The organism is Bacteroides faecium (assembly GCF_012113595.1).
GTDB classification, from domain to species: Bacteria; Bacteroidota; Bacteroidia; order Bacteroidales; family Bacteroidaceae; genus Bacteroides; species Bacteroides faecium.
In genome coordinates this window covers 462,309-484,790 of sequence record NZ_CP050831.1, presented here as the reverse complement: position 1 = coordinate 484,790, position 22,482 = coordinate 462,309, and the positions used below count along the sequence as shown (strand labels likewise).

Annotated in this window: 12 protein-coding genes, 2 tRNA genes and 3 rRNA genes; 16 read left to right on the top strand and 1 reads right to left on the bottom strand. The window is 44.4% G+C overall.

What is annotated here, in order from left to right; all coding sequences use genetic code 11:
• Positions 1–8: 8 nt before the first annotated feature.
• Genes BacF7301_RS01955 through BacF7301_RS01935 form a run of 5 tightly spaced genes read left to right on the top strand, consistent with a single transcriptional unit; the run spans position 9 to position 9,295 of the window.
• The gene (locus BacF7301_RS01955) at positions 9–1,685 is read left to right on the top strand and encodes a right-handed parallel beta-helix repeat-containing protein (RefSeq protein ID WP_167959740.1); all 1,677 of its coding nucleotides are present in this window, start codon (positions 9–11) and stop codon (positions 1,683–1,685) included.
• 53 nt (positions 1,686–1,738) lie between these two features.
• Complete coding sequence (locus BacF7301_RS01950) at positions 1,739–3,319, top strand: right-handed parallel beta-helix repeat-containing protein (RefSeq protein ID WP_167959738.1); 1,581 nt, start codon at positions 1,739–1,741, stop codon at positions 3,317–3,319.
• Between the two features lie 36 nt (positions 3,320–3,355).
• Positions 3,356–5,500 (top strand): alpha-N-acetylglucosaminidase, encoded by a 2,145-nt coding sequence (locus BacF7301_RS01945; protein WP_167959736.1) that lies wholly within the window; start codon positions 3,356–3,358, stop codon positions 5,498–5,500.
• 29 nt (positions 5,501–5,529) lie between these two features.
• A complete protein-coding gene (locus BacF7301_RS01940) occupies positions 5,530–6,930 on the top strand; it encodes a Gfo/Idh/MocA family protein (protein ID WP_167959734.1) in 1,401 nt (466 codons plus the stop codon).
• 40 nt (positions 6,931–6,970) lie between these two features.
• Positions 6,971–9,295, top strand: coding sequence for a beta-galactosidase (locus tag BacF7301_RS01935; RefSeq protein WP_167959732.1), 2,325 nt, complete (start codon positions 6,971–6,973; stop codon positions 9,293–9,295).
• 19 nt (positions 9,296–9,314) lie between these two features.
• On the opposite strand, the gene BacF7301_RS01930 is transcribed toward BacF7301_RS01935, so the two are convergent.
• Complete coding sequence (locus BacF7301_RS01930) at positions 9,315–9,512, bottom strand: hypothetical protein (RefSeq protein WP_167959394.1); 198 nt, start codon at positions 9,510–9,512, stop codon at positions 9,315–9,317.
• A 910-nt stretch (positions 9,513–10,422) separates the two neighbouring features.
• Between BacF7301_RS01930 and BacF7301_RS01925 the strand changes: the two genes are divergently transcribed.
• The 11 genes from BacF7301_RS01925 to BacF7301_RS01875 all read left to right on the top strand — a co-directional run bounded on the left by BacF7301_RS01925 (position 10,423) and on the right by BacF7301_RS01875 (position 22,481).
• Entirely contained in the window at positions 10,423–11,565 is a 1,143-nt protein-coding gene (locus BacF7301_RS01925) for an ISAs1 family transposase (RefSeq protein ID WP_167959730.1), read from the top strand.
• Between the two features lie 144 nt (positions 11,566–11,709).
• Positions 11,710–12,978: an ATP-binding protein gene (locus tag BacF7301_RS01920; protein WP_167959728.1), complete on the top strand. Its 1,269-nt coding sequence runs from the start codon at positions 11,710–11,712 to the stop codon at positions 12,976–12,978.
• 508 nt (positions 12,979–13,486) lie between these two features.
• The gene (locus BacF7301_RS01915; RefSeq protein WP_167959726.1) at positions 13,487–13,825 is read left to right on the top strand and encodes a hypothetical protein; all 339 of its coding nucleotides are present in this window, start codon (positions 13,487–13,489) and stop codon (positions 13,823–13,825) included.
• Positions 13,826–14,861: 1,036 nt separating this feature from the next.
• Positions 14,862–16,386: ribosomal RNA gene (locus BacF7301_RS01910) — 16S ribosomal RNA — on the top strand.
• Between the two features lie 163 nt (positions 16,387–16,549).
• Positions 16,550–16,626 (top strand) — tRNA-Ile (locus BacF7301_RS01905).
• 72 nt (positions 16,627–16,698) lie between these two features.
• A tRNA-Ala gene (locus BacF7301_RS01900) sits at positions 16,699–16,772 on the top strand.
• Between the two features lie 177 nt (positions 16,773–16,949).
• A 23S ribosomal RNA gene (locus BacF7301_RS01895) occupies positions 16,950–19,831 on the top strand.
• A 113-nt stretch (positions 19,832–19,944) separates the two neighbouring features.
• Positions 19,945–20,055: ribosomal RNA gene (gene rrf / locus BacF7301_RS01890) — 5S ribosomal RNA — on the top strand.
• The 16S, 23S and 5S rRNA genes sit together here with 2 tRNA genes alongside, the layout of an rRNA operon.
• Positions 20,056–20,435: 380 nt before the next feature.
• Positions 20,436–20,879 (top strand): DUF8440 family protein, encoded by a 444-nt coding sequence (locus BacF7301_RS25880; protein ID WP_167959724.1) that lies wholly within the window; start codon positions 20,436–20,438, stop codon positions 20,877–20,879.
• A gap of 163 nt (positions 20,880–21,042) precedes the next feature.
• Positions 21,043–21,846, top strand: coding sequence for a MotA/TolQ/ExbB proton channel family protein (locus BacF7301_RS01880; RefSeq protein WP_167959722.1), 804 nt, complete (start codon positions 21,043–21,045; stop codon positions 21,844–21,846).
• Between the two features lie 29 nt (positions 21,847–21,875).
• Entirely contained in the window at positions 21,876–22,481 is a 606-nt protein-coding gene (locus BacF7301_RS01875; protein ID WP_167959720.1) for an ExbD/TolR family protein, read from the top strand.
• Position 22,482: the final 1 nt, after the last annotated feature.

Here is a 22,482-nt window from a genome sequence, read left to right as displayed (position 1 = left end):
AAATACAGATGAGAAAGAAAATGATTCTAATGGCTTTTGCCTTGTTCATAGGTCTTAGTGCATGTGGTAATGACGACAAAGAGCTTACGGGCGAACCGGGAAACGAACAAGGGAGCAATGGCGGGGACGACCCGAATAATCCCGGTGATCCTTCCGGCAGTGAACCGGTAAGTTGGTATGTGGCTACCACAGGCAATGACGCAAACAGCGGTACTGTTGAAAGTCCTCTGAAAAGTATCTCAAAAGCATTGCTGCGTGTCAATCCCGGCGATACGATTTTCCTTCGGGAAGGCGCGTACCACGAGTTTGTCACTCCTACACGTTCGGGGAAAAAAGGCAAACTGGTAACAGTAAAAAGCTATCCGGGCGAAATGGCAAAGATTGACGGAACCGGACTGACTATCAAAGGATGGTTCAGCGCCTTGGTGCAACTGAAAAGCGTCCAATACATGACCTTTGAAAACCTGCATATCTGCGACGCTACGAATTCGGATGTCAATACCGACCCCGAAGGAGTATATATCAACGGAGTGTCAAGAGACATCACTTTCCGTAACTGCAAAATCTATAACATAAAAAACACCTGTCTTGCAGGACACAACAACGGTGACTGGCGTAGCGCGCATGCATTCCTGGTGATAGGCGACGATAACGGAACCCCGATACGTAACCTGACCATCGAAAAATGTGAAATCTACGATATACACACCGGAACCAGTGAGACGCTGACTATCGCCGGAAATGTGGATGGTTTCACCATACAGGATTGTGAAGTGCATGATGTGGAAAATATCGGAATCATCGTGGCGGGTGGGGATAACCTGAACGCGGGCGGCGATATATCCGTGAATTATGCACGTAACGGAGTAGTGAGACGCAACAAGGTGTATAGATGTTCCCACCAGGTTTCAAAGGATTTTTGGGAAGGTGTTTATAATAATCCCGCTGCCTATGGAGCCATCGGAATATATGTCTGCGGAGGTGCAAGCACCGTCATCGAGCAGAATATCGTATGGGAGTGCGACCGTGCCATCGGCCTGATAAGCGAGAGCGATGTACTGGCAACCAAAGACTGTATCGTGCGTAATAACTTTGTTTACAACAACTATCGTACAGGCATTTATCTGGGTGATTATATCGGCTATACCATAGGTGGTACGTCCGGATGCTATGTAGTAAACAACACCCTCTACCACAATAACCTGGTTGGCGGCGCACTGAACGGAAGCAATAATTCAGCGAACATCAATGACGAAAAGGACAGTGAAGGTGAAATCCGCCTGGCGGAGAATTGTACCAACAATACAATTATGAACAACCTCATTTACACAGTGACCGACAGGGATATTTTCGTCCGTAAGTACACCAAGTCCGGCAGCAAGAATAAAATAGGATACAACCTCTATTATTCTCCGACTACCGCCAATCACAAATGGTTTTGGGACGGCGTCGAATACACGAGTTTCACAGCATGGCAGAAAGCCAGCGGTGATGAAAACTCAGTCTATAATGCCGATCCTTTGTTGCAGAGCCCCAGTCTGCCCAATCCGAACCTGCACTTGCAGCCGGGTTCGCCCGCAAAGGGAAAAGGCCATTTTATAGCTGCCTATTTTGTTGGCAACTATGATATTGACGGTGACGTACGTTTTAGCGGAACGACGATCAGCATAGGTGCCGATCAGTAATAACACAATGAAATAGATAAACTCAATGATTTTCAATTAAAAGCAAAATAGAAATGAGAAAAAGTTTTTGCTCGCTCATCAGCTTTCTTCTATTTAGCTTGTTGGCGTGCGGAGCTACCCCTGCCCATTGGTATGTAGCCCCGACCGGTAACGACGCGAATAATGGAAGTAAAAGAAAACCACTCAAGACGATAGCCAATGCACTGCAACGTGTCAACCCCGGCGATACCGTTTTCCTGCGTGAAGGCTCATACGGCGAATTTGTCGTCCCCACACGTTCGGGAAAGCCCGGCAAGATGATAACATTGAAAAGTTATCCCGGCGAGACAGCCAGGATAGACGGCTCCGACCTGTATATCAAAGGGTGGGGGAATGCTCTGGTACAGATAAACAACATCGACTATATGCAATTCGAAAACCTGCATATCTGCCATGCCCATGATTCGGAGAACAACACCGACCCGGAAGGTATCTATATAAGCGGCACTTCCGGCAATATCACTTTCAGGGGATGCAAAGTGTACGACATAAAGAATGATTGCCCGCTGGTCGATGCCAAAGGTGACTGGCGCAGCGCGCATGCCATCCTGGTGTTAGGCAATAACGACAACACCCCGATTCGTAATCTGCTGATAGAAAAATGCGAGATATTCGAGATTCATAGCGGCACAAGCGAAGCCTTTACACTGGCAGGCAACGTAGTCGATTTCACGATTCAGGATAATGAAGTGCATGATGTGGAAAACATCGGTATCATTATCGCGGGCGGAGATAATCTGAACCCTCATGGCGATATTTCGGTCAACTATGCGCGTAACGGAATAGTGCGCCGTAATAAAGTATATCGCTGTACACACGAAAAGTCACAGGACTATTGGAGCCAGTCCGTATCCAATGGCGGAGCGATTGGTATCTACCTGTGTGGCAACGGAAATACGATTGTAGAACAGAATGAAGTCTTTGAATGTGACCGGGGAATCGGGCTGTGCAGCGAAAGCTATAAACTGCAAACCAAGGACTGCATCGTACGCAACAATTTCGTGTACAACAACTTCCGCACCGGCATCTATATGGGAGCCTATCTCGGTTTCGACGGCCTAAGCACCAAAAGTTGCTATGTGGTGAACAACACCCTGTTCAACAACAACCTGAAAGGCGGACAACTGGACGGCACGAACAACTACCTGAAGGTAAACGACCGCGACAACAGCAGTGAAGGCGAAATTCGCCTGTCCGAGTTGTGCGAAGAGAATGTAATAGCCAACAATATCATTTATGCCCTGTCAGACAGGGACATCTTTATCCGCAAATACACCACCTCGGGAAAGAATAATTTTATCGGCGGCAATATCTATTTCTCACCGAACAAGAAGAACCATAAATGGATGTGGGACGGCAAAGAATACACCGACTTTTCCGCCTGGCAAGCCGCCTGCGGCGACCGGACATCGGTATTCAATGTAGACCCGCTGCTGAAAAGCACCCGTACGCAACAACCGGACTTACACTTGAAATCCGCTTCGCCGGCCATCGGCACAGGCCTTGTATATCAGGGGTATGTCAATGGGATGTTCGACATCGACGGTGACAAGCGTTGCGAGATTCATCATATTAATATAGGTGCCGATCAATAAAGTATCCGCCCTTTCACCCGTTCAAATATACAAACCATGAAAATACTGAAACACTCTCTGGTTATTCTTTTTGTGTTGCTGTGTACGGCAGCCCATACCTGTGCCGCTCCGTTCGACGGCGTACGGGAGCTCGTATCCCGTCGTGCTCCGTGGCTGGGCAAACATATTCAGTTCAAGGCAATGCCTTCTTCGGACGGCGGTTGCTTCACATTGCAGACAGTTAATAAGAAACTACTGGTTCAGGCTACCGACGCAAATGCGGCGGCAGTCGGTGTCAACTGGTACTTGAAGTATTACTGCCATCGCAGTATGTCGCATCTTGGTGACCAGCTCGCCCCCGTAACAGAGCTTCCGGTCATTGACCAACCCGTAACAGTCAAAACCTCATCTATATATCGCTATGCGCTGAATTACTGTACCTTTAATTATACCATGAGTTTCTACGACTGGGATGACTGGCAGTGGGAGCTTGACTGGATGGCGCTCAACGGCGTTAACCTGATGCTTGTAGCCAACGGTTCGGAAGCTGTCTGGCAGAACACGCTCCGTCGGATGAACTACTCTGAAAAGGAGATTGCCGACTTTATCACCGGACCTGCCTATAATGCCTGGTGGCTGATGGGAAATATTGAAGGATGGGGCGGACCTATGCCCCAGTCGCAGATAGACAGCCGGAAGAAACTCGTACAGAAAATGCTGAAACGCATGAAGTCACTGGGCATCGAACCGTTGATGCCCGGATTCTACGGAATGGTGCCGAGCAATCTGAAAAACAAAAGTAAGGCACATATCATTCCCCAAGGTACTTGGGGAGCTTTCACAAGGCCGGATATTCTCGACCCGATGGATCCTGAATTCGACCGTATAGCCGGAATATTTTATGAAGAAACCCGTCGTTTGTATGGTTCGGATATCCGTTTCTTCTCCGGCGACCCTTTTCACGAAGGCGGAGCAACGGACGGTGTAGCGTTGGGAGACGCAGGCCGGGCTATACAGAAAACAATGCAGAAATACTTCCCGGAATCTATCTGGGTGTTGCAAGGCTGGCAGGACAACCCGAAGCCGGGGCTGCTTGAAAAACTGGATAAACGCTACGTACTGGTGCAGGAATTATTCGGTGAAAACACCAACAACTGGGAGACTCGCAAAGGCTACGAGGGAACTCCTTTCATCTGGGCTACCGTCACTAACTTTGGCGAAAGGCCGGGCATCAACGGAAAGTTGCAACGTTTTGCCGATGAGGTTCACCGTGCCTCGAATGGAGAATACGCATCGTATATGAAGGGAGTAGGCATTTTGCCCGAAGGCATTAATAATAACCCGATTACCTATGAACTGTTGCTTGAATTAGTGTGGCACAAAGACCGCGTAGATGTAGACCAATGGGTGGAATCCTATATTACAGCCCGCTATGGACGCATCACCGATGATATACGGACTGCCTGGAAAATGATGTTGAAATCCATTTATAGCAGTGAAATCGGTTATCAGGAAGGCCCGCCCGAAAACATCTTATGTGCGCGTCCGGCGTTGGAACTCAAATCTGTTTCTTCCTGGGGAAGACTGGCTAAGAAATACGACACGGAACTTTATCGAAAAGCAGCGCTCCTGTTTGCCAAGGCAATGCCCCAATTCAGTGACGTCCGTACCTATCGCATCGACTTGATACACTTCCTGCGGCAAGTGATAGCGAATGATGCCGATTCGGTATTCAATGCAATAATGACTGCTTACCAAGAAAAAGATACTGAAAAGTTTGAAAAGCAAGTATCCCGGTTCCTCGAAATGATAGATACCGAAAATGAACTGCTGGCACAAGACCCGTTCTTCCGCCTGAGCACATGGCAGCAGCAAGCGAAAGATGCAGGCAATACCGCCGTAGAGAAAAAGAACAATTTCCACAATCTGATGATGCTTGTCACTTATTGGGGCGAGCACATACCGGCGGAAGACAATCTGCATGATTATGCCTATAAAGAATGGGCAGGCATGATGAACACCTACTACAAAGACCGTTGGATGGTTTACTTTGACTATCAGCGCGCATTGCTTCGCGGAGAGACAGCGCAAGCGCCCGATTATTTCCATTGGGAGCGCGAATGGGTGGAAAAGAACCTGCATATGGCAGACGATGCGCCACGTATGTCTTTGACGGAAATTGTAAATAAGATTACCCGGTAATATTGTTTTATGTAAGAAGAAAGAACGTAATGAACAGGATATATTTCAGTTTTATGATTTCCCTTCTTCTGCTTGTCGGCTTTTCCGGCTGCGAGCAGAAGAAAGGAACCATACAGCCCCTTGTGGTGGCTACTATGGAGCGTCCTTCGGGGCAGGAGGATGTCATTCAGTTGACAGCCCCCAAGATAGACACCGTGCGTGTCGGATTTATCGGACTGGGGATGCGTGGCCCGGGAGCAGTGGCCCGTTTCACTCATATTCCGGGCACGAAAATCAAGGCTTTGTGCGACATTCGTCAGGAATGTGTGGAAAAGGCGCAGGATATTCTCAAAGAAGCCGGTTTGCCCGAAGCTACGGCTTATTATGGAGATGAAAATTCATGGAAACAGTTGTGCGAAAGAGACGATATAGACCTTGTATATGTAGCTACGGACTGGAAGCATCATGCCGAAATGGGGGTATATGCCATGGAACATGGCAAGCACGTGGCTATTGAAGTGCCGGCAGCCATGACGCTGGATGAGATTTGGAGTCTCATCAATACGTCCGAAAGAACCCGCAAGCACTGTATGCAACTGGAAAACTGCGTGTACGACTTCTTTGAACTGACTACGCTGAACATGGCGCAACAGGGAGTGTTCGGTGAGGTTCTGCACGTGGAAGGGGCTTATATCCATAATCTTGAAGAATACTGGTCTTCCTATTGGAACAACTGGCGTATGGATTACAATCGTAATAACCGGGGGGATGTATATGCGACACATGGCATCGGCCCGGCTTGCCAGTTGCTCAATATTCACCGGGGAGACAGGATGAAGACACTGGTGGCTATGGACACAAAAGCGGTCAATGGGCCTGCATATATCAGGAAAACAACGGGCGAGGAAGTGAAAGATTTCCAGAATGGCGATCAGACAACTACTGTCATCCGTACGGAAAATGGAAAGACGATGCTTATCCAGCACAATGTCATGACACCGCGTCCTTATAGCCGTATGTACCAATTGGTCGGCACAGACGGATATGCCAGCAAATATCCGGTCGAAGAATATTGCCTGCGTCCCGAACAGGTGGACACCCATATCGTCCCCAACCATGAGAACCTGAGCGCGCACGGCTCCATGCCCGAAGAAGCGAAACAGGCAATAATGGACAAATACAAACACCCCATTCACCGGGAACTGGAAGAGACAGCCAGGAAAGTGGGCGGTCATGGTGGTATGGATTACATCATGGACTATCGGTTGGTGTATTGCCTGCGCAACGGTTTGCCGCTGGACATGGATGTATATGATTTGGCAGAATGGTGTTGTATGGCGGAGTTGACCCGTCTTTCCATCGAAAATGGTTCGGCTTCGGTGGCCGTTCCTGACTTTACGCGTGGCGGATGGAACAAAATAAATAAATTCCGTCATGCGCTTGTGCAATAGGTATGAAAAGATAAAATAAGAATATAACGATTTAATATCCATGAATAAACGAAAACTTTGTCAGGCATTACTCGGTTTGCTAATGCCACTCCTGTTTCTGGCGTGTTCTCCCAAAGAACGTATCAAGCTGGACGGTGGAACTTTCAACATTGACGGGAAAGACGTACAATTAATTTGTGGCGAAATGCACTATGCCCGTATCCCTCACGAATATTGGCGCGACCGCCTGAAAAGAGCCCGTGCGATGGGACTGAACACCATATCGGTCTATGTCTTCTGGAATTTCCATGAGAGCCAACCCGGTGAGTTCGATTTTAGCGGACAGGCGGATGTAGCCGAATTTGTGCGTCTCGCGCAGGAAGAGGATTTGTATGTGATACTTCGTCCGGGACCTTATGCCTGTGCGGAGTGGGACTTCGGCGGTTATCCTTCCTGGCTCCTGAAGGAAAAGGATATGGTTTATCGTAGCAAGGACGCCCGCTTCCTCGAATATTGCGAACGGTACATCAAGGCGCTTGGCAAACAACTGGCTCCGCTGACTATCAACAATGGCGGTAACATCTTGATGGTGCAGGTAGAAAATGAATACGGCTCTTATGCGGCGGATAAAGAATACCTGGCTGCTCTTCGGGATATGATAAAGGATGCAGGATTCAATGTCCCGCTGTTTACTTGCGATGGTGGCGGTCAGGTTGAGGCCGGACATATCGACGGAGCGTTGCCGACATTGAACGGTGTATTCAGCGAAGATATTTTTAAGATTATAGATAAATACCATCCGGGCGGCCCGTATTTCGTGGCAGAATTCTATCCGGCTTGGTTTGATGTATGGGGACAGCATCATTCGACGGTCGATTATAAGCGTCCGGCGGAACAACTGGACTGGATGTTGGGACGTGGCGTATCCATCAGCATGTATATGTTTCATGGCGGAACCAACTTCTGGTATATGAATGGAGCCAACACAGCCGGCGGATACCGTCCGCAACCCACCAGTTACGACTATGACGCGCCTTTGGGCGAATGGGGAAACAGTTATCCCAAATATCATGTTTTCAGGGAAATCATCCAGAAATATCTGCCTGAAGGAACTGTATTGCCGGAAGTGCCTGCCGATAATCCTACAACGACATTTGCCGCGATTGAACTGAAAGAAAGTGCTCCCCTGAAATCTGCTTTCCACCAGACTACCCAATCAGAAAATGTACTTTCAATGGAAGACCTGGGCGTTGATTTTGGATATATACATTATCAGACTTCCATCAACAAGGCGGGAAAGCAAAAGCTAATCATACAGGACTTGCGCGACTATGCTGTGGTTCTGGTGAATGGGAAACAGGTGGCAAGCCTGGATCGCCGTTACAATCAGAATAATGTAATGTTGGATATTCCCCAGGCGCCTGCTGTCTTGGAGATATTGGTAGAGAACACAGGCCGCGTCAACTACGGTCCTGATATACAGTTCAACCGCAAAGGGATTACAAACCAAGTGCTATGGGGAGATGAAAAGCTGACCGGATGGTCCATTACTCCGCTACCTCTTTATAAAGAAAAGGTGTCCGAACTGAATTTCGGCGAATCGGTGCATGGAGTTCCGGCTTTCCATAAGGGAGTATTCAGCCTTCAAAAGAAAGGTGATTGTTTTGTCGATATGAGCCAATGGGGGAAAGGCGCTGTCTGGGTAAATGGAAAATCACTCGGACGTTTTTGGAACATCGGTCCGCAGCAGACTTTATACGTACCTGCGCCCTGGCTGAAAGAAGGAGAAAATGAAATCATTGTCTTCGAAATGGAAGATACCGGAAACCGTACTTTGCAAGGTTTGGACCGACCTATACTCGACAGCCTGGGAGTGGATAAGAACTACCAACAGGGACAACGACGTATCGTCCAGGGAACTCCGATTCTTGAAAAGGGAGATATTGCGCTGAAAGCTACCGTACAGGAATCCAATGACTGGCAACAATTTGAATTTCCTGTTGCCACAACATTACGTCATTTTTGCATCGAAACGCTTTCTTCTTATACCGATGACAATCAGGCTTGTATTTCAGAAGTCGAGTTATTGGATGATAAAGGACAGGCGATTGATAAGACGAAATGGGAAGTTGTCTATGTAAGTAGTGAACTGTCCGATAAAAATCTGGGAGTAGGAGAGAACTTATATGATGGCGATGTTTCCTCATTTTGGCATACAGACTGGGCTGCGGCTTCTGCCCATCCTCATCAGATTATTATTGATATGAAGGAGATATATAAAGTTTCTGCTTTACGGATGAAAGTGCGTGAAGGCTCGTTCTTGTCCGGTAAAGTAAAGGATATACAGCTATATACTCGTCCGCAATTCTTTTTGTTCCGTCAATAGATTATTGGATTAAATCATATCACATCACATTTGCCCTTTCCCACGCTTTATCTCTTTGTTCACTAAGAGCAGCGTGCGGAAAGGGTTTTCTACCAAGAAATATTTTATTAAGTTTTGCTCTCATACTCTCATAAATCGTTTGAATCCCTTTGTTCATCGTGGTTTCAGCTATGGGAGCAGGGACTTGTCTCTCCCTGATAGTAACTTTTACTCTCATACTGATTTTTTATTTTTAATATATAATATATTTATAATCAGTATAATATGTGTTTTCTTGTGATAAGTCAACATACTCCATGTCGACTGCTTTTTGTGCTTTATTTGCTTCGTATAGCCTATAATTTTATGTTTGTCTCGGTTTCAAGTAGCTGTTTTTATCCTTTTTTCTCCTATATATCATACGTCGGCTCCTTATATATTATATGTCGGTTCCTTATATATTATATGTCAGCCTTTGTATATTGTATGTCAATCCTTAAGTATTCTTCTGTTTTCCCTTAATCATGTGAAAGGGCTCACAACTGTGAGCTTATATGTTCACATATGTAGACATGTCTATTTACAACTGTTAGCCTATTTGTTCACACTAGTGAGCCCTTGACAATGAGTAAGGGAAGATATATAGATGCCTAAGGAAAGATGTCCGGATATTAGTGGGATGACCTCTTGACGTCTGCTTTGTGTGTTGTAAAGTACCGCTTGATAATATGTAATTAAGCGGTGCATGACTTCATGTTTACCTTTAAATATGTTGCTGTTTAATGATTCTTTCGTTTCAGAAGTGTTACTTTTCTTATGAGAAATGCTTGATAAACGTATGAGAAATGCACTGTTTTTAAGGTAAAATGGTGAAAAAAGTATGAGAAATGCCGTATTTGATTTTATTTCTCATAGTGTTATCTGATTGATTAATATGTAATTATCCTGTAATTATGAGAATATGAGAAATGATTTTGAAAAATCGTTTCTAGTAGCTTTTTTAGAGTAAGAACTATCAGGGCACCCGCTCAATAATCTCTACATAGTTTTGACTTTTTTTCATCTTCTCTCTGAAAAACCTATAAAACCTTTTTTCCTGTGTTGTTCTATGCCTATATTTGTTCTACAATCTCAAACTATATCGCCATATGAACCTACAAGAGTTTTCATCTTATGTTCCTGATGTTCGTAGTGAAAAGAACCAAGTGTATACGGTCGAAGAAATCGTATTTATTGCGATGGTTTCAGTTCTTTGTGGTGCTGAAACCTGGAATGAAATAGAAATATTTGGTAATAGTCATGAAGAATATTTCAAGAACCGTCTTCCTCATTTATCAGGTATTCCCTCAGAAGATACTTTCAACCGTTTTTTCACTTTGTTAGATATTGAATGGTTTGAAGAAATTTTCCGCCTTTGGATTAATGATATTTGCAGTCAGCTTCCCGGTGTCGTTGCTATAGATGGCAAGGCTGTATGCCCAACTTCCCATTCAAAGGGTCATGGGATGAAAGATCGTTTATATATGGTCAGTGCATGGGCCGTACGCAATGGCCTTTGTCTGGGGCAACAAAAAGTGGATGGAAAATCCAATGAAATAACTGCTATCCCTGAACTGATAAAGGCTCTTGACCTGACACAGTGTATTGTGACCATTGATGCTGTTGGTTGTCAAAAAACAATAACAGAGACAATTATAAATGCAGAAGCGGATTATATCCTGTGCGTCAAAGACAATCAGAAGAAACTCAAAGCTCGGATATTCTCTCTGCTCACAGAAGAAGACCGGATTTATCTACCTTATAAGCAAAGCTATTTCCAACAGAATGACGGTCATGGCAGAAAAGAATACAGAGAATGTGTTTGTGATGCCGCTTTTTACCCGGAGCATTTTTATGCCGGTTGGAAGGGGATAAAAACTATAGCGAAAATAACATGCGTCAGGCAGGTTGGCAATGCAGAACCAACCACAGAAACAAGATGCTATATTTCTTCTTTGCCACAAGATCCGAAATTGATTCTGGAATCGGTCAGGTCACATTGGCAAGTGGAAAATAACTTGCATTGGCAATTAGATGTTTCCTTTAGAGAAGATTACACTAGAAAAACGGATAATGCAGCAGTTAACTTTTCACTCATGTGCAAAATGGCTCTTATCTTATTAAAGCAAAGTAAAAAGAAGATAGGGATAGCAGGGAAAAGAAAACTATGCGGGTGGGATGAGAAATACAGAGATGAAATACTAGGTATTCAAAGAATTATACCACCCACAGAGCAAAAAGATAACATGTAGAGATTATTGAGCGGGTGCCCTGAAGAACTATTCTACCTAAGTATGTTTCAGTTAATTTTCATTTTTACCTAAGTATGTTTCGGTAAAATGGAGAATCTTCTTATATTTGCACTAGTTGCAATCTATCACAAAAAACATTGTAGTATGGAAAAGACCTTGATACGCCAGAATGCCCAATGGAACGGCAAAACTTTTGAACACTTATGCCGGAGGGACATTATGGAAAACTTGCTGAAGAAGAAAAAAATGCGTCATATCCAAATCCTGACCGGAGTACGTCGTTGCGGAAAATCAACTGTCTTCAAGTTGCTGATTAATGACTTGTTACAGTCAGGAATAGATGGTAAATCCATTCTGGTCCTCAATCTGGATGACCCACAGTTTATCCCGTTTTGGGACGATTCTTCCAAGTTGTTCGGTGTGATAGAAAATGCGGAACGCATGACCGGGGAAAAGGTGAAATATCTGTTCCTTGACGAAATACAACATCTGTGCGACTGGGAGATATTTGTAAAAAGTGCCTATGACAACGAACTGTTTGAAAAGATATATATTACCGGCTCCAATTCGCAACTGTTGCAAAACCGTTTTTCCAGTTTGCTGTCCGGCCGTTATTTCGAGAATGAAGTGCGTCCGTTCTCCATTCGGGAAGCCTTCCGCTCGCAAGGTATTATGACTCTGCTGGATTGCTATGCCCAGACACCGAAAGTCCTGCGCATGATGGACAGCCTTCTTTCTACCGGCTGTTTCCCTGAAATAGTGTTGGAGGATGCTGATGAAGACATCAAACAGGAGCTGTTGAAAAGTTATTTCGAGTCCATTGTGCAGAAAGACTGCATCGTTTACAGCGGTATACGCGACACCCATTTGTTTTTCAGGCTGGTCAACTATCTGATGCAGAATATGGGTAGCCGTTTTTCCATACCTGCTGTGGGAAAGGCATTGAAAAGTAATGAGAATACGATTTCATCCTATCTCAACTTTTTGTGTGACAGCTATATTTGTACGGATGTACGTAACTTTTCCTATTCCCTGAAAGAAACTTCCCGTTCCCAGCATAAGTGTTATTTCATAGATAACGGTCTGGTGTCAGCCAATGTATTTCGCTATTCCCCGCAAAGCGGAAGCGCTTTGGAAAATCTGGCTTATAATGAACTGAAGAATAAGCACTATGAGAACATTTCATTTGACAATAGTAAGACTGAATGTGATTTTATAGCCTATAAACAGGGAAAAGCATACGGCTTCCAAGTATGTTACGAGTTGAATGAAGCAAACTTAAAACGTGAGCTGAATGGATTTGAATTGGAAAATGTGATGCTTGAGAGAAAAATTCTCCTTACTTACAATCAAAAGGAAACATACGGGGACGTGTCAGTTGTTCCTTTTTGGGAGTGGGCCATGTCGGATTAAGGTAAATAATAATAGAATAATGACGCATTCCGGATATTCTGGAATGCGTTTTTTATACCTTACCCATAGCAGGGCGAACGCTCAATAGCTATTGATTTAAAATATTCGAAAGCTATTTCCTATCTATACGAAATAATTTCATTGTCCATGTTCATTTCTTTGTCAATATCGTTTGTTTGATAGATATTTATTGCTACTTTTGTCGTAGTTTACTTTCTAGCGAAGAAAGTAAGTTTTTGATAATTTTATTGAGAACGGTTATTTATTACATTCTATATAAAAATCCGCTAATTTTTAACTTTTGTGAATGGAATAAGTGACAGGTCTCGCGCACTATTGTCTATATACTTTGTTATATACTCAATTGGGCGTGGGGCTATCGCTTATGTTCACAAAAGGGGTCTTAGCGGATACCTTATATAGGGCATGGGTAGATAGTTCCTGCGCTCTTTTTTATATATAAACCCTCGCACCATCGGGAACTGATGCGGAACAAAACAAAAAGGCGATGGACATTGATTTTAAAGAGAACATCATCCGCTTGATGCAGCATCCTATCATGCACAAGCCCATAAGCGAACTGACCAGTTCTGAACAGAGCCAGGCGCGTGAAATCCTTGAAAACCTGTATGAGTGCTCAATGGATGAAAACTGTACCCAGATAGACTATATCCAAATTTCCCGTCTGCGTTATGCCCTTGGCGATCTAGCTTATGCTCAGTGCAGTAATCCTGAACGTATAATTAAATATTTGCTTTCCTCTCTCCATTCCTTGGAGAAAGGTGGCATTGACTTGAGTCTGAACAAATGGGCAGAGCTGGTTAATTTGCGTCAATCTTCGGAGTAATGGAGTCAATCTGCGGAGCGATGAATACTTTGAATGAATTCAATAAAAACAATAAATTCAATAAATCCAATAATTTGAATAACTCTGAGTTGAATTGCGTAAATCGGATAAAATCATCCGTATGCGCCGGATTCATAATTTTGTCGTACGTATGACATAATGACGAATCAGTTTTCGTAATCCTACCAGTGTATATGACGGAGGTCGCGAACCGGCAGACAGCTTGTGAAAGTAGTTTGTTTGGTTTGTCTCCTAGAGAGGATACCCAACTTTTCCCTTACGGGTATCCTCTTGTTTTTTCTAAATATCCTTTTTTTCTCCTGCAATTTCCGTTCTTTTTTTTCTTCCCGGTCTTTAATCTCTTCGCGCGCATTACGCGCACGTGTGAATATAATAAGGTGTCCTTCCTAGTCCGTTCCCGCGCACACTCCACCTCATATTAAAAAAATATGCTCTACAACATACTTATCAATCAGCCAGTTAGCATAAACATGCAAAAATAATTAGAAAAAAGCGTTGAATATATTTGGAGTATATACCAAAACGGACTACTTTTGCACCCGCTTTCCAAGAGAAGAAAGCCTTGACAAAATGACTTAGTGATAAAGCGAGAGACAGCTTAAAAATAAGAACAAAAAACTTCCGATAAAGTTTGGAAGATATAACTTAAAGTTCTTATCTTTGCAGTCCGATTCGCAAAGAAAACGGTTTTAGCTTTTCTTTTATAATTATTCTTTCCCTTTCGCAAGAGAGCCTGAGAAACGAGTTGAAAAGAAAAACAAAAAAAATTCCGAAAAAGTTTGGTAGTTAAAATTAAACCTCTTACCTTTGCACCCGCTTTTAAAACGAAAGCAACAAGTTCTTTGAAATATTGATAAACAATACAAGTAGTACAAGTTAAAAAATAGAACCGTCAATACTTGTTTCCAATGTAGCAATACATATGAAACACAGGTAATTGAAAAGAGTCAATAAATTTTGTACGGCATCCTGAACAGAGCAAAAACCAGCAGCAATGCTGATTAACAATACTTTTACAATGAAGAGTTTGATCCTGGCTCAGGATGAACGCTAGCTACAGGCTTAACACATGCAAGTCGAGGGGCAGCATTTTTCTAGCAATAGAAAAGATGGCGACCGGCGCACGGGTGAGTAACACGTATCCAACCTGCCTCATACTCGGGGATAGCCTTTCGAAAGAAAGATTAATACCCGATAGCATAGTCCCACCGCATGATGGGACTATTAAAGAATTTCGGTATGAGATGGGGATGCGTTCCATTAGATAGTTGGTGAGGTAACGGCTCACCAAGTCTTCGATGGATAGGGGTTCTGAGAGGAAGGTCCCCCACATTGGAACTGAGACACGGTCCAAACTCCTACGGGAGGCAGCAGTGAGGAATATTGGTCAATGGGCGATAGCCTGAACCAGCCAAGTAGCGTGAAGGATGAAGGCTCTATGGGTCGTAAACTTCTTTTATATGGGAATAAAGTTGAGTATGTATACTTTTTTGTATGTACCATATGAATAAGGATCGGCTAACTCCGTGCCAGCAGCCGCGGTAATACGGAGGATCCGAGCGTTATCCGGATTTATTGGGTTTAAAGGGAGCGTAGGTGGATTGTTAAGTCAGTTGTGAAAGTTTGCGGCTCAACCGTAAAATTGCAGTTGAAACTGGCAGTCTTGAGTACAGTAGAGGTGGGCGGAATTCGTGGTGTAGCGGTGAAATGCTTAGATATCACGAAGAACTCCGATTGCGAAGGCAGCTCACTAGACTGCAACTGACACTGAGGCTCGAAAGTGTGGGTATCAAACAGGATTAGATACCCTGGTAGTCCACACAGTAAACGATGAATACTCGCTGTTTGCGATATACAGCAAGCGGCCAAGCGAAAGCATTAAGTATTCCACCTGGGGAGTACGCCGGCAACGGTGAAACTCAAAGGAATTGACGGGGGCCCGCACAAGCGGAGGAACATGTGGTTTAATTCGATGATACGCGAGGAACCTTACCCGGGCTTAAATTGCACCTGAATATATTGGAAACATTATAGCCGCAAGGCAGGTGTGAAGGTGCTGCATGGTTGTCGTCAGCTCGTGCCGTGAGGTGTCGGCTTAAGTGCCATAACGAGCGCAACCCTTATCTTTAGTTACTAACAGGTCATGCTGAGGACTCTAGAGAGACTGCCGTCGTAAGATGTGAGGAAGGTGGGGATGACGTCAAATCAGCACGGCCCTTACGTCCGGGGCTACACACGTGTTACAATGGGGGGTACAGAAGGCAGCTACCTGGCGACAGGATGCTAATCCCAAAAACCTCTCTCAGTTCGGATCGAAGTCTGCAACCCGACTTCGTGAAGCTGGATTCGCTAGTAATCGCGCATCAGCCATGGCGCGGTGAATACGTTCCCGGGCCTTGTACACACCGCCCGTCAAGCCATGAAAGCCGGGGGTACCTGAAGTACGTAACCGCAAGGAGCGTCCTAGGGTAAAACTGGTAATTGGGGCTAAGTCGTAACAAGGTAGCCGTACCGGAAGGTGCGGCTGGAACACCTCCTTTCTGGAGCGATGTCGTTGCAAATGACTTTCAGGTTCTGTTTTTATTGTACTACTGGTACTTGTTTATTTATAAAATATAGATCAACCATCTATAGATAATATAGATAGAGATAAACAAGAGAAAAAAAGAAGCCGAGTCTAACTAAGGTAGACAAGGTTGAACTAGTCCTATAGCTCAGTTGGTTAGAGCGCTACACTGATAATGTAGAGGTCGGCAGTTCAACTCTGCCTGGGACTACCAAGCTCAAGAATGAAGGAAAGCGAAAGCAAAAAGAAAAGCGAAAGCAAAAACAGAATTCTTGAATAACCTCTTGGGGGATTAGCTCAGCTGGCTAGAGCATCTGCCTTGCACGCAGAGGGTCAACGGTTCGAATCCGTTATTCTCCACTCTTTCTAGGAAACGGACACATAAGAACCGGAAACGGACAGGAAAAACGATCTTTGACATGATGAAAACAAAAAAGTAAAATTTTAGTAAAGAGCTAAAAGTATATATCGAACCGTACGTTCTTAACGTATCAAGACTGCGCAAGCAGTCCCCCATACGCTAAGAAGTCAGTTTGAAAGAAAGTAAGCAAGGGCGCATGGCGGATGCCTTGGCTCTCGGAGGCGATGAAGGACGTGATAAGCTGCGATAAGCTTCGGGTAGGTGCAAATAACCTTTAATCCGAAGATTTCCGAATGGGACAACCCGGCATTCTGAAGGAATGTCATCCAACTTAGTTGGAAGCTAACACAGGGAACTGAAACATCTTAGTACCTGTAGGAAAAGAAAATAATAATGATTCCCCTAGTAGTGGCGAGCGAACGGGGATTAGCCCAAACCATAGATGTTACGGCATTTATGGGGTTGTAGGACCACGACATCGCATGAAATTTAGTGAATAGAACGTTCTGGAAAGAACGGCCATAGACGGTGATAGCCCTGTATATGAAGCTAAACTAAGCGTAGTGGTATCCTGAGTAGCGCGGGACACGAGAAATCTTGCGTGAATCTGCCGGGACCATCCGGTAAGGCTAAATACTCCCGAGAGACCGATAGTGAACCAGTACTGTGAAGGAAAGGTGAAAAGAACTTCGAATAGAAGAGTGAAATAGTCCCTGAAACCATGCGCCTACAAGCGGTCGGAGCTTCGTAAGAAGTGACGGCGTGCCTTTTGCATAATGAACCTACGAGTTACTTTTTCCGGCAAGGTTAAGCATTTCAAAATGTGTAGCCGAAGCGAAAGCGAGTCTGAACAGGGCGATTAGTCGGAAGGAGTAGACGCGAAACCAAGTGATCTACCCTTGGGCAGGTTGAAGGTTAGGTAACACTAACTGGAGGACCGAACCGATAAGCGTTGAAAAGCTTCCGGATGACCTGAGGGTGGGGGTGAAAGGCTAATCAAACTTGGAGATAGCTCGTACTCCCCGAAATGCATTTAGGTGCAGCCTTGTGAGTTACTAATGTGAGGTAGAGCGACTGATAAGATGCGAGGGCTTCACCGCCTATCAAGTCTTGATAAACTCCGAATGCGCATTAGTTCTATCACAGGAGTGAGGGCATGGGTGCTAAGGTCCATGTCCGAAAGGAGAAGAATCCAGACCATCAGCTAAGGTCCCCAAATAATTGCTAAGTTGAACTAACGAAGTCAGATTGCTAAGACAGCTAGGATGTTGGCTTGGAAGCAGCCATTCATTTAAAGAGTGCGTAACAGCTCACTAGTCGAGGAGTTTGGCGTGGATAATAATCGGGCATTAAGCAATTTACCGAAGCTATGGGATCAGTAATGATCGGTAGGGGAGCATTCCACTCTGCGTCGAAGGTGAAGCGTGAGCTTTGCTGGAGCGTGTGGAAAAGCAAATGTAGGTATAAGTAACGATAAAGGGGGTGAGAAACCCCCTCGCCGAAAGACTAAGGTTTCCTGATCAACGCTAATCGGATCAGGGTTAGTCGGGTCCTAAGGCTCAGCCGAACGGTGAGGCCGATGGCAGAACAGGTTAATATTCCTGTACTACCTTAATGAGTGACGTGGAGACGGAGCAGTGATAGCGCCGCGGACTGACGGAATAGTCCGTTGAAGGGTGTAGACGTTGATTGTGGCAGGCAAATCCACCGCAAGAGTCGAACCTGATAGTATGGAGCGTTCTTCGGAACAATCCAATAGTGCGTGTAAGCATACTCCCAAGAAAATCCGCTAAACTTAATCATTAAGGTACCCGTACCGTAAACGGACACACGTAGTCGGGTTGAATATACTAAGGCGCTTGAGTGATTCACGGTTAAGGAACTAGGCAAATTGACCCTGTAACTTCGGGATAAAGGGTCCCTACGGCAACGTAGGGCGCAGAGAATAGGTCCAGGCAACTGTTTAACAAAAACACAGGGCTGTGCAAAATTGAAAGATTCGGTATACAGCCTGACACCTGCCCGGTGCTGGAAGGTTAAGAGGAGATGTCATCGCAAGAGAAGCATTGAATTGAAGCCCCAGTAAACGGCGGCCGTAACTATAACGGTCCTAAGGTAGCGAAATTCCTTGTCGGGTAAGTTCCGACCTGCACGAATGGTGTAATGATCTGGACACTGTCTCAACCGTGAGCTCAGTGAAATTGTAGTATCGGTGAAGATGCCGATTACCCGCGATGGGACGAAAAGACCCCGTGAACCTTTACTATAGCTTAACATTGAATTTGGGTAATTGATGTGTAGGATAGGCCGGAGACTTTGAAGCAGGTACGCTAGTATTTGTGGAGTCGCTGTTGAAATACGGCCCTTTGATTATTTGAGTTCTAACCCGTAGATGCGGGGACACTGTTTGGTGGGTAGTTTGACTGGGGTGGTCGCCTCCAAAAGTGTAACGGAGGCTTCTAAAGGTGCCCTCAGGACGATTGGTAACCGTCCGTAGAGTGTAATGGCATAAGGGCGCTTGACTGGGAGACATACAAGTCGATCAGGTAGGAAACTAGAGCATAGTGATCCGGTGTTTCCGTATGGAAGGGACATCGCTCAAAGGATAAAAGGTACTCCGGGGATAACAGGCTGATCCCTCCCAAGAGCTCATATCGACGGAGGGGTTTGGCACCTCGATGTCGGCTCGTCACATCCTGGGGCTGGAGAAGGTCCCAAGGGTTGGGCTGTTCGCCCATTAAAGTGGCACGCGAGCTGGGTTCAGAACGTCGTGAGACAGTTCGGTCTCTATCTATCGTGGGCGTATGAAATTTGCGTGGCTCTGACACTAGTACGAGAGGACCGTGTTGGACTGACCGCTGGTTTACCAGTTGTGCCGCCAGGTGCATCGCTGGGTATCTAAGTCGGGATTGGATAAGTGCTGAAAGCATCTAAGTACGAAGCCAGCCACAAGATTAGATTTCTTAGGGTCGTCAAAGACGATGACGTTGATAGGATGCAGGTGTAAAGGTGGTAACATCATAGCCGAGCATTACTAATTGCCCGTTCACTTTCTTTCGAACCTGTACGGGGCGCGATATATACGTTTAGCAGATTACTGACACAGAAACGGGATACAGAAACAGCAGTAATACACTTAAATTTTACTTTTTCATCATGTCATAACCTTATTCAGGTGGTTATAGCACGAGGGTTCCACCTCTTCCCATTCCGAACAGAGAAGTTAAGCCTCGTCACGCCGATGGTACTGCGTAACAGTGGGAGAGTAGGTAGCCGCCGTTTTTGAAGAAGCCCCTTGATTCATAAAGAATCAAGGGGCTTTCTGTTTTTATACACCCTCTGTTTTTATACACCCTCTGTTTTTATACACCCTCTGTTTTTATACACCCTCTGTATTTATACACCTTCTATATTTATACATCTTCCGTATTAATTTCTGCATTTATATATTTCTACACTTAGTTTTTTACTTCGTCTCTAAGTATTAAATCTTTTTTAAGACATAAAATTACTTTCTTAAAGAACAAAACTCTCTCAGGCTTGTTCTAATAGTAGAGTTAAACTTAATAGTTTAAATGATGTGAACAACGACAAACATATGCATTTAATTGCTACATTTGTCGCCGAATGTCAAAAGGACAATAATAAACAACTAAAATACAATGAAAGCTTCCCCGAAATTCATATTAGCTTTTCTTCTGCTGATGCTATCTTTTAGCATAAGTGGGAATGCCGGGAATTCATCTTCTTGTATTTCAGCATGTGCTTCTTCTTCTTGTCAATTCTCCGAATCAACTTCCGGTACTAATCAACGCTCTTCTGTCAATAGTCACTCTGTGGGTTATGATAACTCTCAGTCTTTGTCTATTTCGGACGTAGAATTGGGCTTTAAACCGGTAACTGAATCAAATGCTAATAACTATCGTCTGCGTAGAATCATCGAAATAAATGACTCTTTAAAAGACGTTATACATAAGTTCTTCTTGTTAAGAGAAAACTCACTTGTATTAGATCAAAGTAAATCTTATTATTCGGATAAGGATCCACATTACTCCATTATCTGCAGCGACTACTATGTGTTCGCTCTAAGACGTATCCTTATTTAGTATTCTTACCCCGTTTTTACTCGTATTAATTTACTTTTCGTACCTCTGTATGAACTGTGCGCCTTTTTTATGTTCAAAAAGTCGCAGGGTCTGTAGCGCAGTGTGTCTAATCATTTGAAATTTTCTAAATAACTAAAATTAATATCTTAACAAAAAACTTATTATGGAAACTACTAAAAAAACTCAAGTTGTAGGTATAAAGAATGCCGGTATCGTAATTATCTGCTGTTTTATTCTGGCAGTGTGTATTTACCATTTCCTGTTGGGAAATCCGTCCAACTTTATGAACAATGATCCGAACAACCATCCGTTGCCCGGAAACTTTCTGGGTACTATCTACAAAGGTGGTATTATTGTGCCTGTCATTCAGACACTGTTGTTGACCGTGCTCGCATTGAGTATCGAACGCTATTTTGCTCTCCGCTCTGCTTTCGGAAAAGGTTCTTTAGCTAAATTCGTTGCTAATATCAAAGCTGCCCTGGCTGCCGGAGATATTAAGAAAGCACAGGAAATCTGTGACAAGCAACAGGGCTCTGTTGCTAATGTCGTTACTTCTACTTTGCGCAAGTATGAAGAAATGGAAAAGAACACTGCTTTGCCTAAAGAACAAAAGCTGCTGGCTATCCAAAAAGAACTGGAAGAAGCTACCGCGCTGGAAATGCCTATGATGCAACAGAATCTTCCGATTATCGCTACCATCACCACACTGGGTACATTGATGGGATTGCTCGGTACTGTAATCGGTATGATCCGTTCGTTTGCCGCTCTGTCTGCCGGTGGTGGTGCCGACTCCATGGCATTGTCGCAAGGTATTTCCGAGGCTTTGATTAACACTGCTTTCGGTATCTTGACCGGTGCTCTGGCTGTTATCTCTTACAACTACTTCACTAACAAAATTGACAAACTGACTTACGGGCTAGACGAAGTCGGATTCTCTATCGTGCAAACTTTTGCTGCTACTCACTAATTCTGCGAACCCTTTAAAATCTATTAATCATGGGTAGAGCGCAAATTAAAAAGAAAAGTACGTTCATAGATATGACTGCTATGAGTGACGTTACCGTACTGCTTCTGACCTTCTTTATGTTGACTTCAACATTTGTGAAGAAAGAACCGGTGCAGGTGAACACTCCGGCTTCCGTATCGGAAATCAAAATCCCGGAGACAAACGTGCTCCAGATTCTGGTGGATCCAAGCGGAAAAATATTTATGAGCCTCGACAAACAGCAGGATATGCAGGCTGTTTTGGAGAGCATGGGTGAAGAGTATGGCATTAAGTTTACTCCCGAGCAGGAGAAGCGGTTTACATTGGCTTCAACTTTCGGAGTGCCTATCAGAAGTATGCAGAAATACCTGGATCTGCCCGAAGAACAACGGGACAAGATTCTCAAGAATGAAGGGATTCCCTGCGATAGTACCGACAATCAGTTTAAGTCATGGGTGCGCAATGCACGTCTTGCCAACGCTGACTTGCGTATCGCTATCAAGGCAGATGCTTCGACTCCATACTCAGTGATAAAGAACGTTATGAACTCACTTCAGGATTTGCGAGAGAATCGGTATAATCTGATTACTTCTCTCAAAGCGGAATCTGAAGAATAAA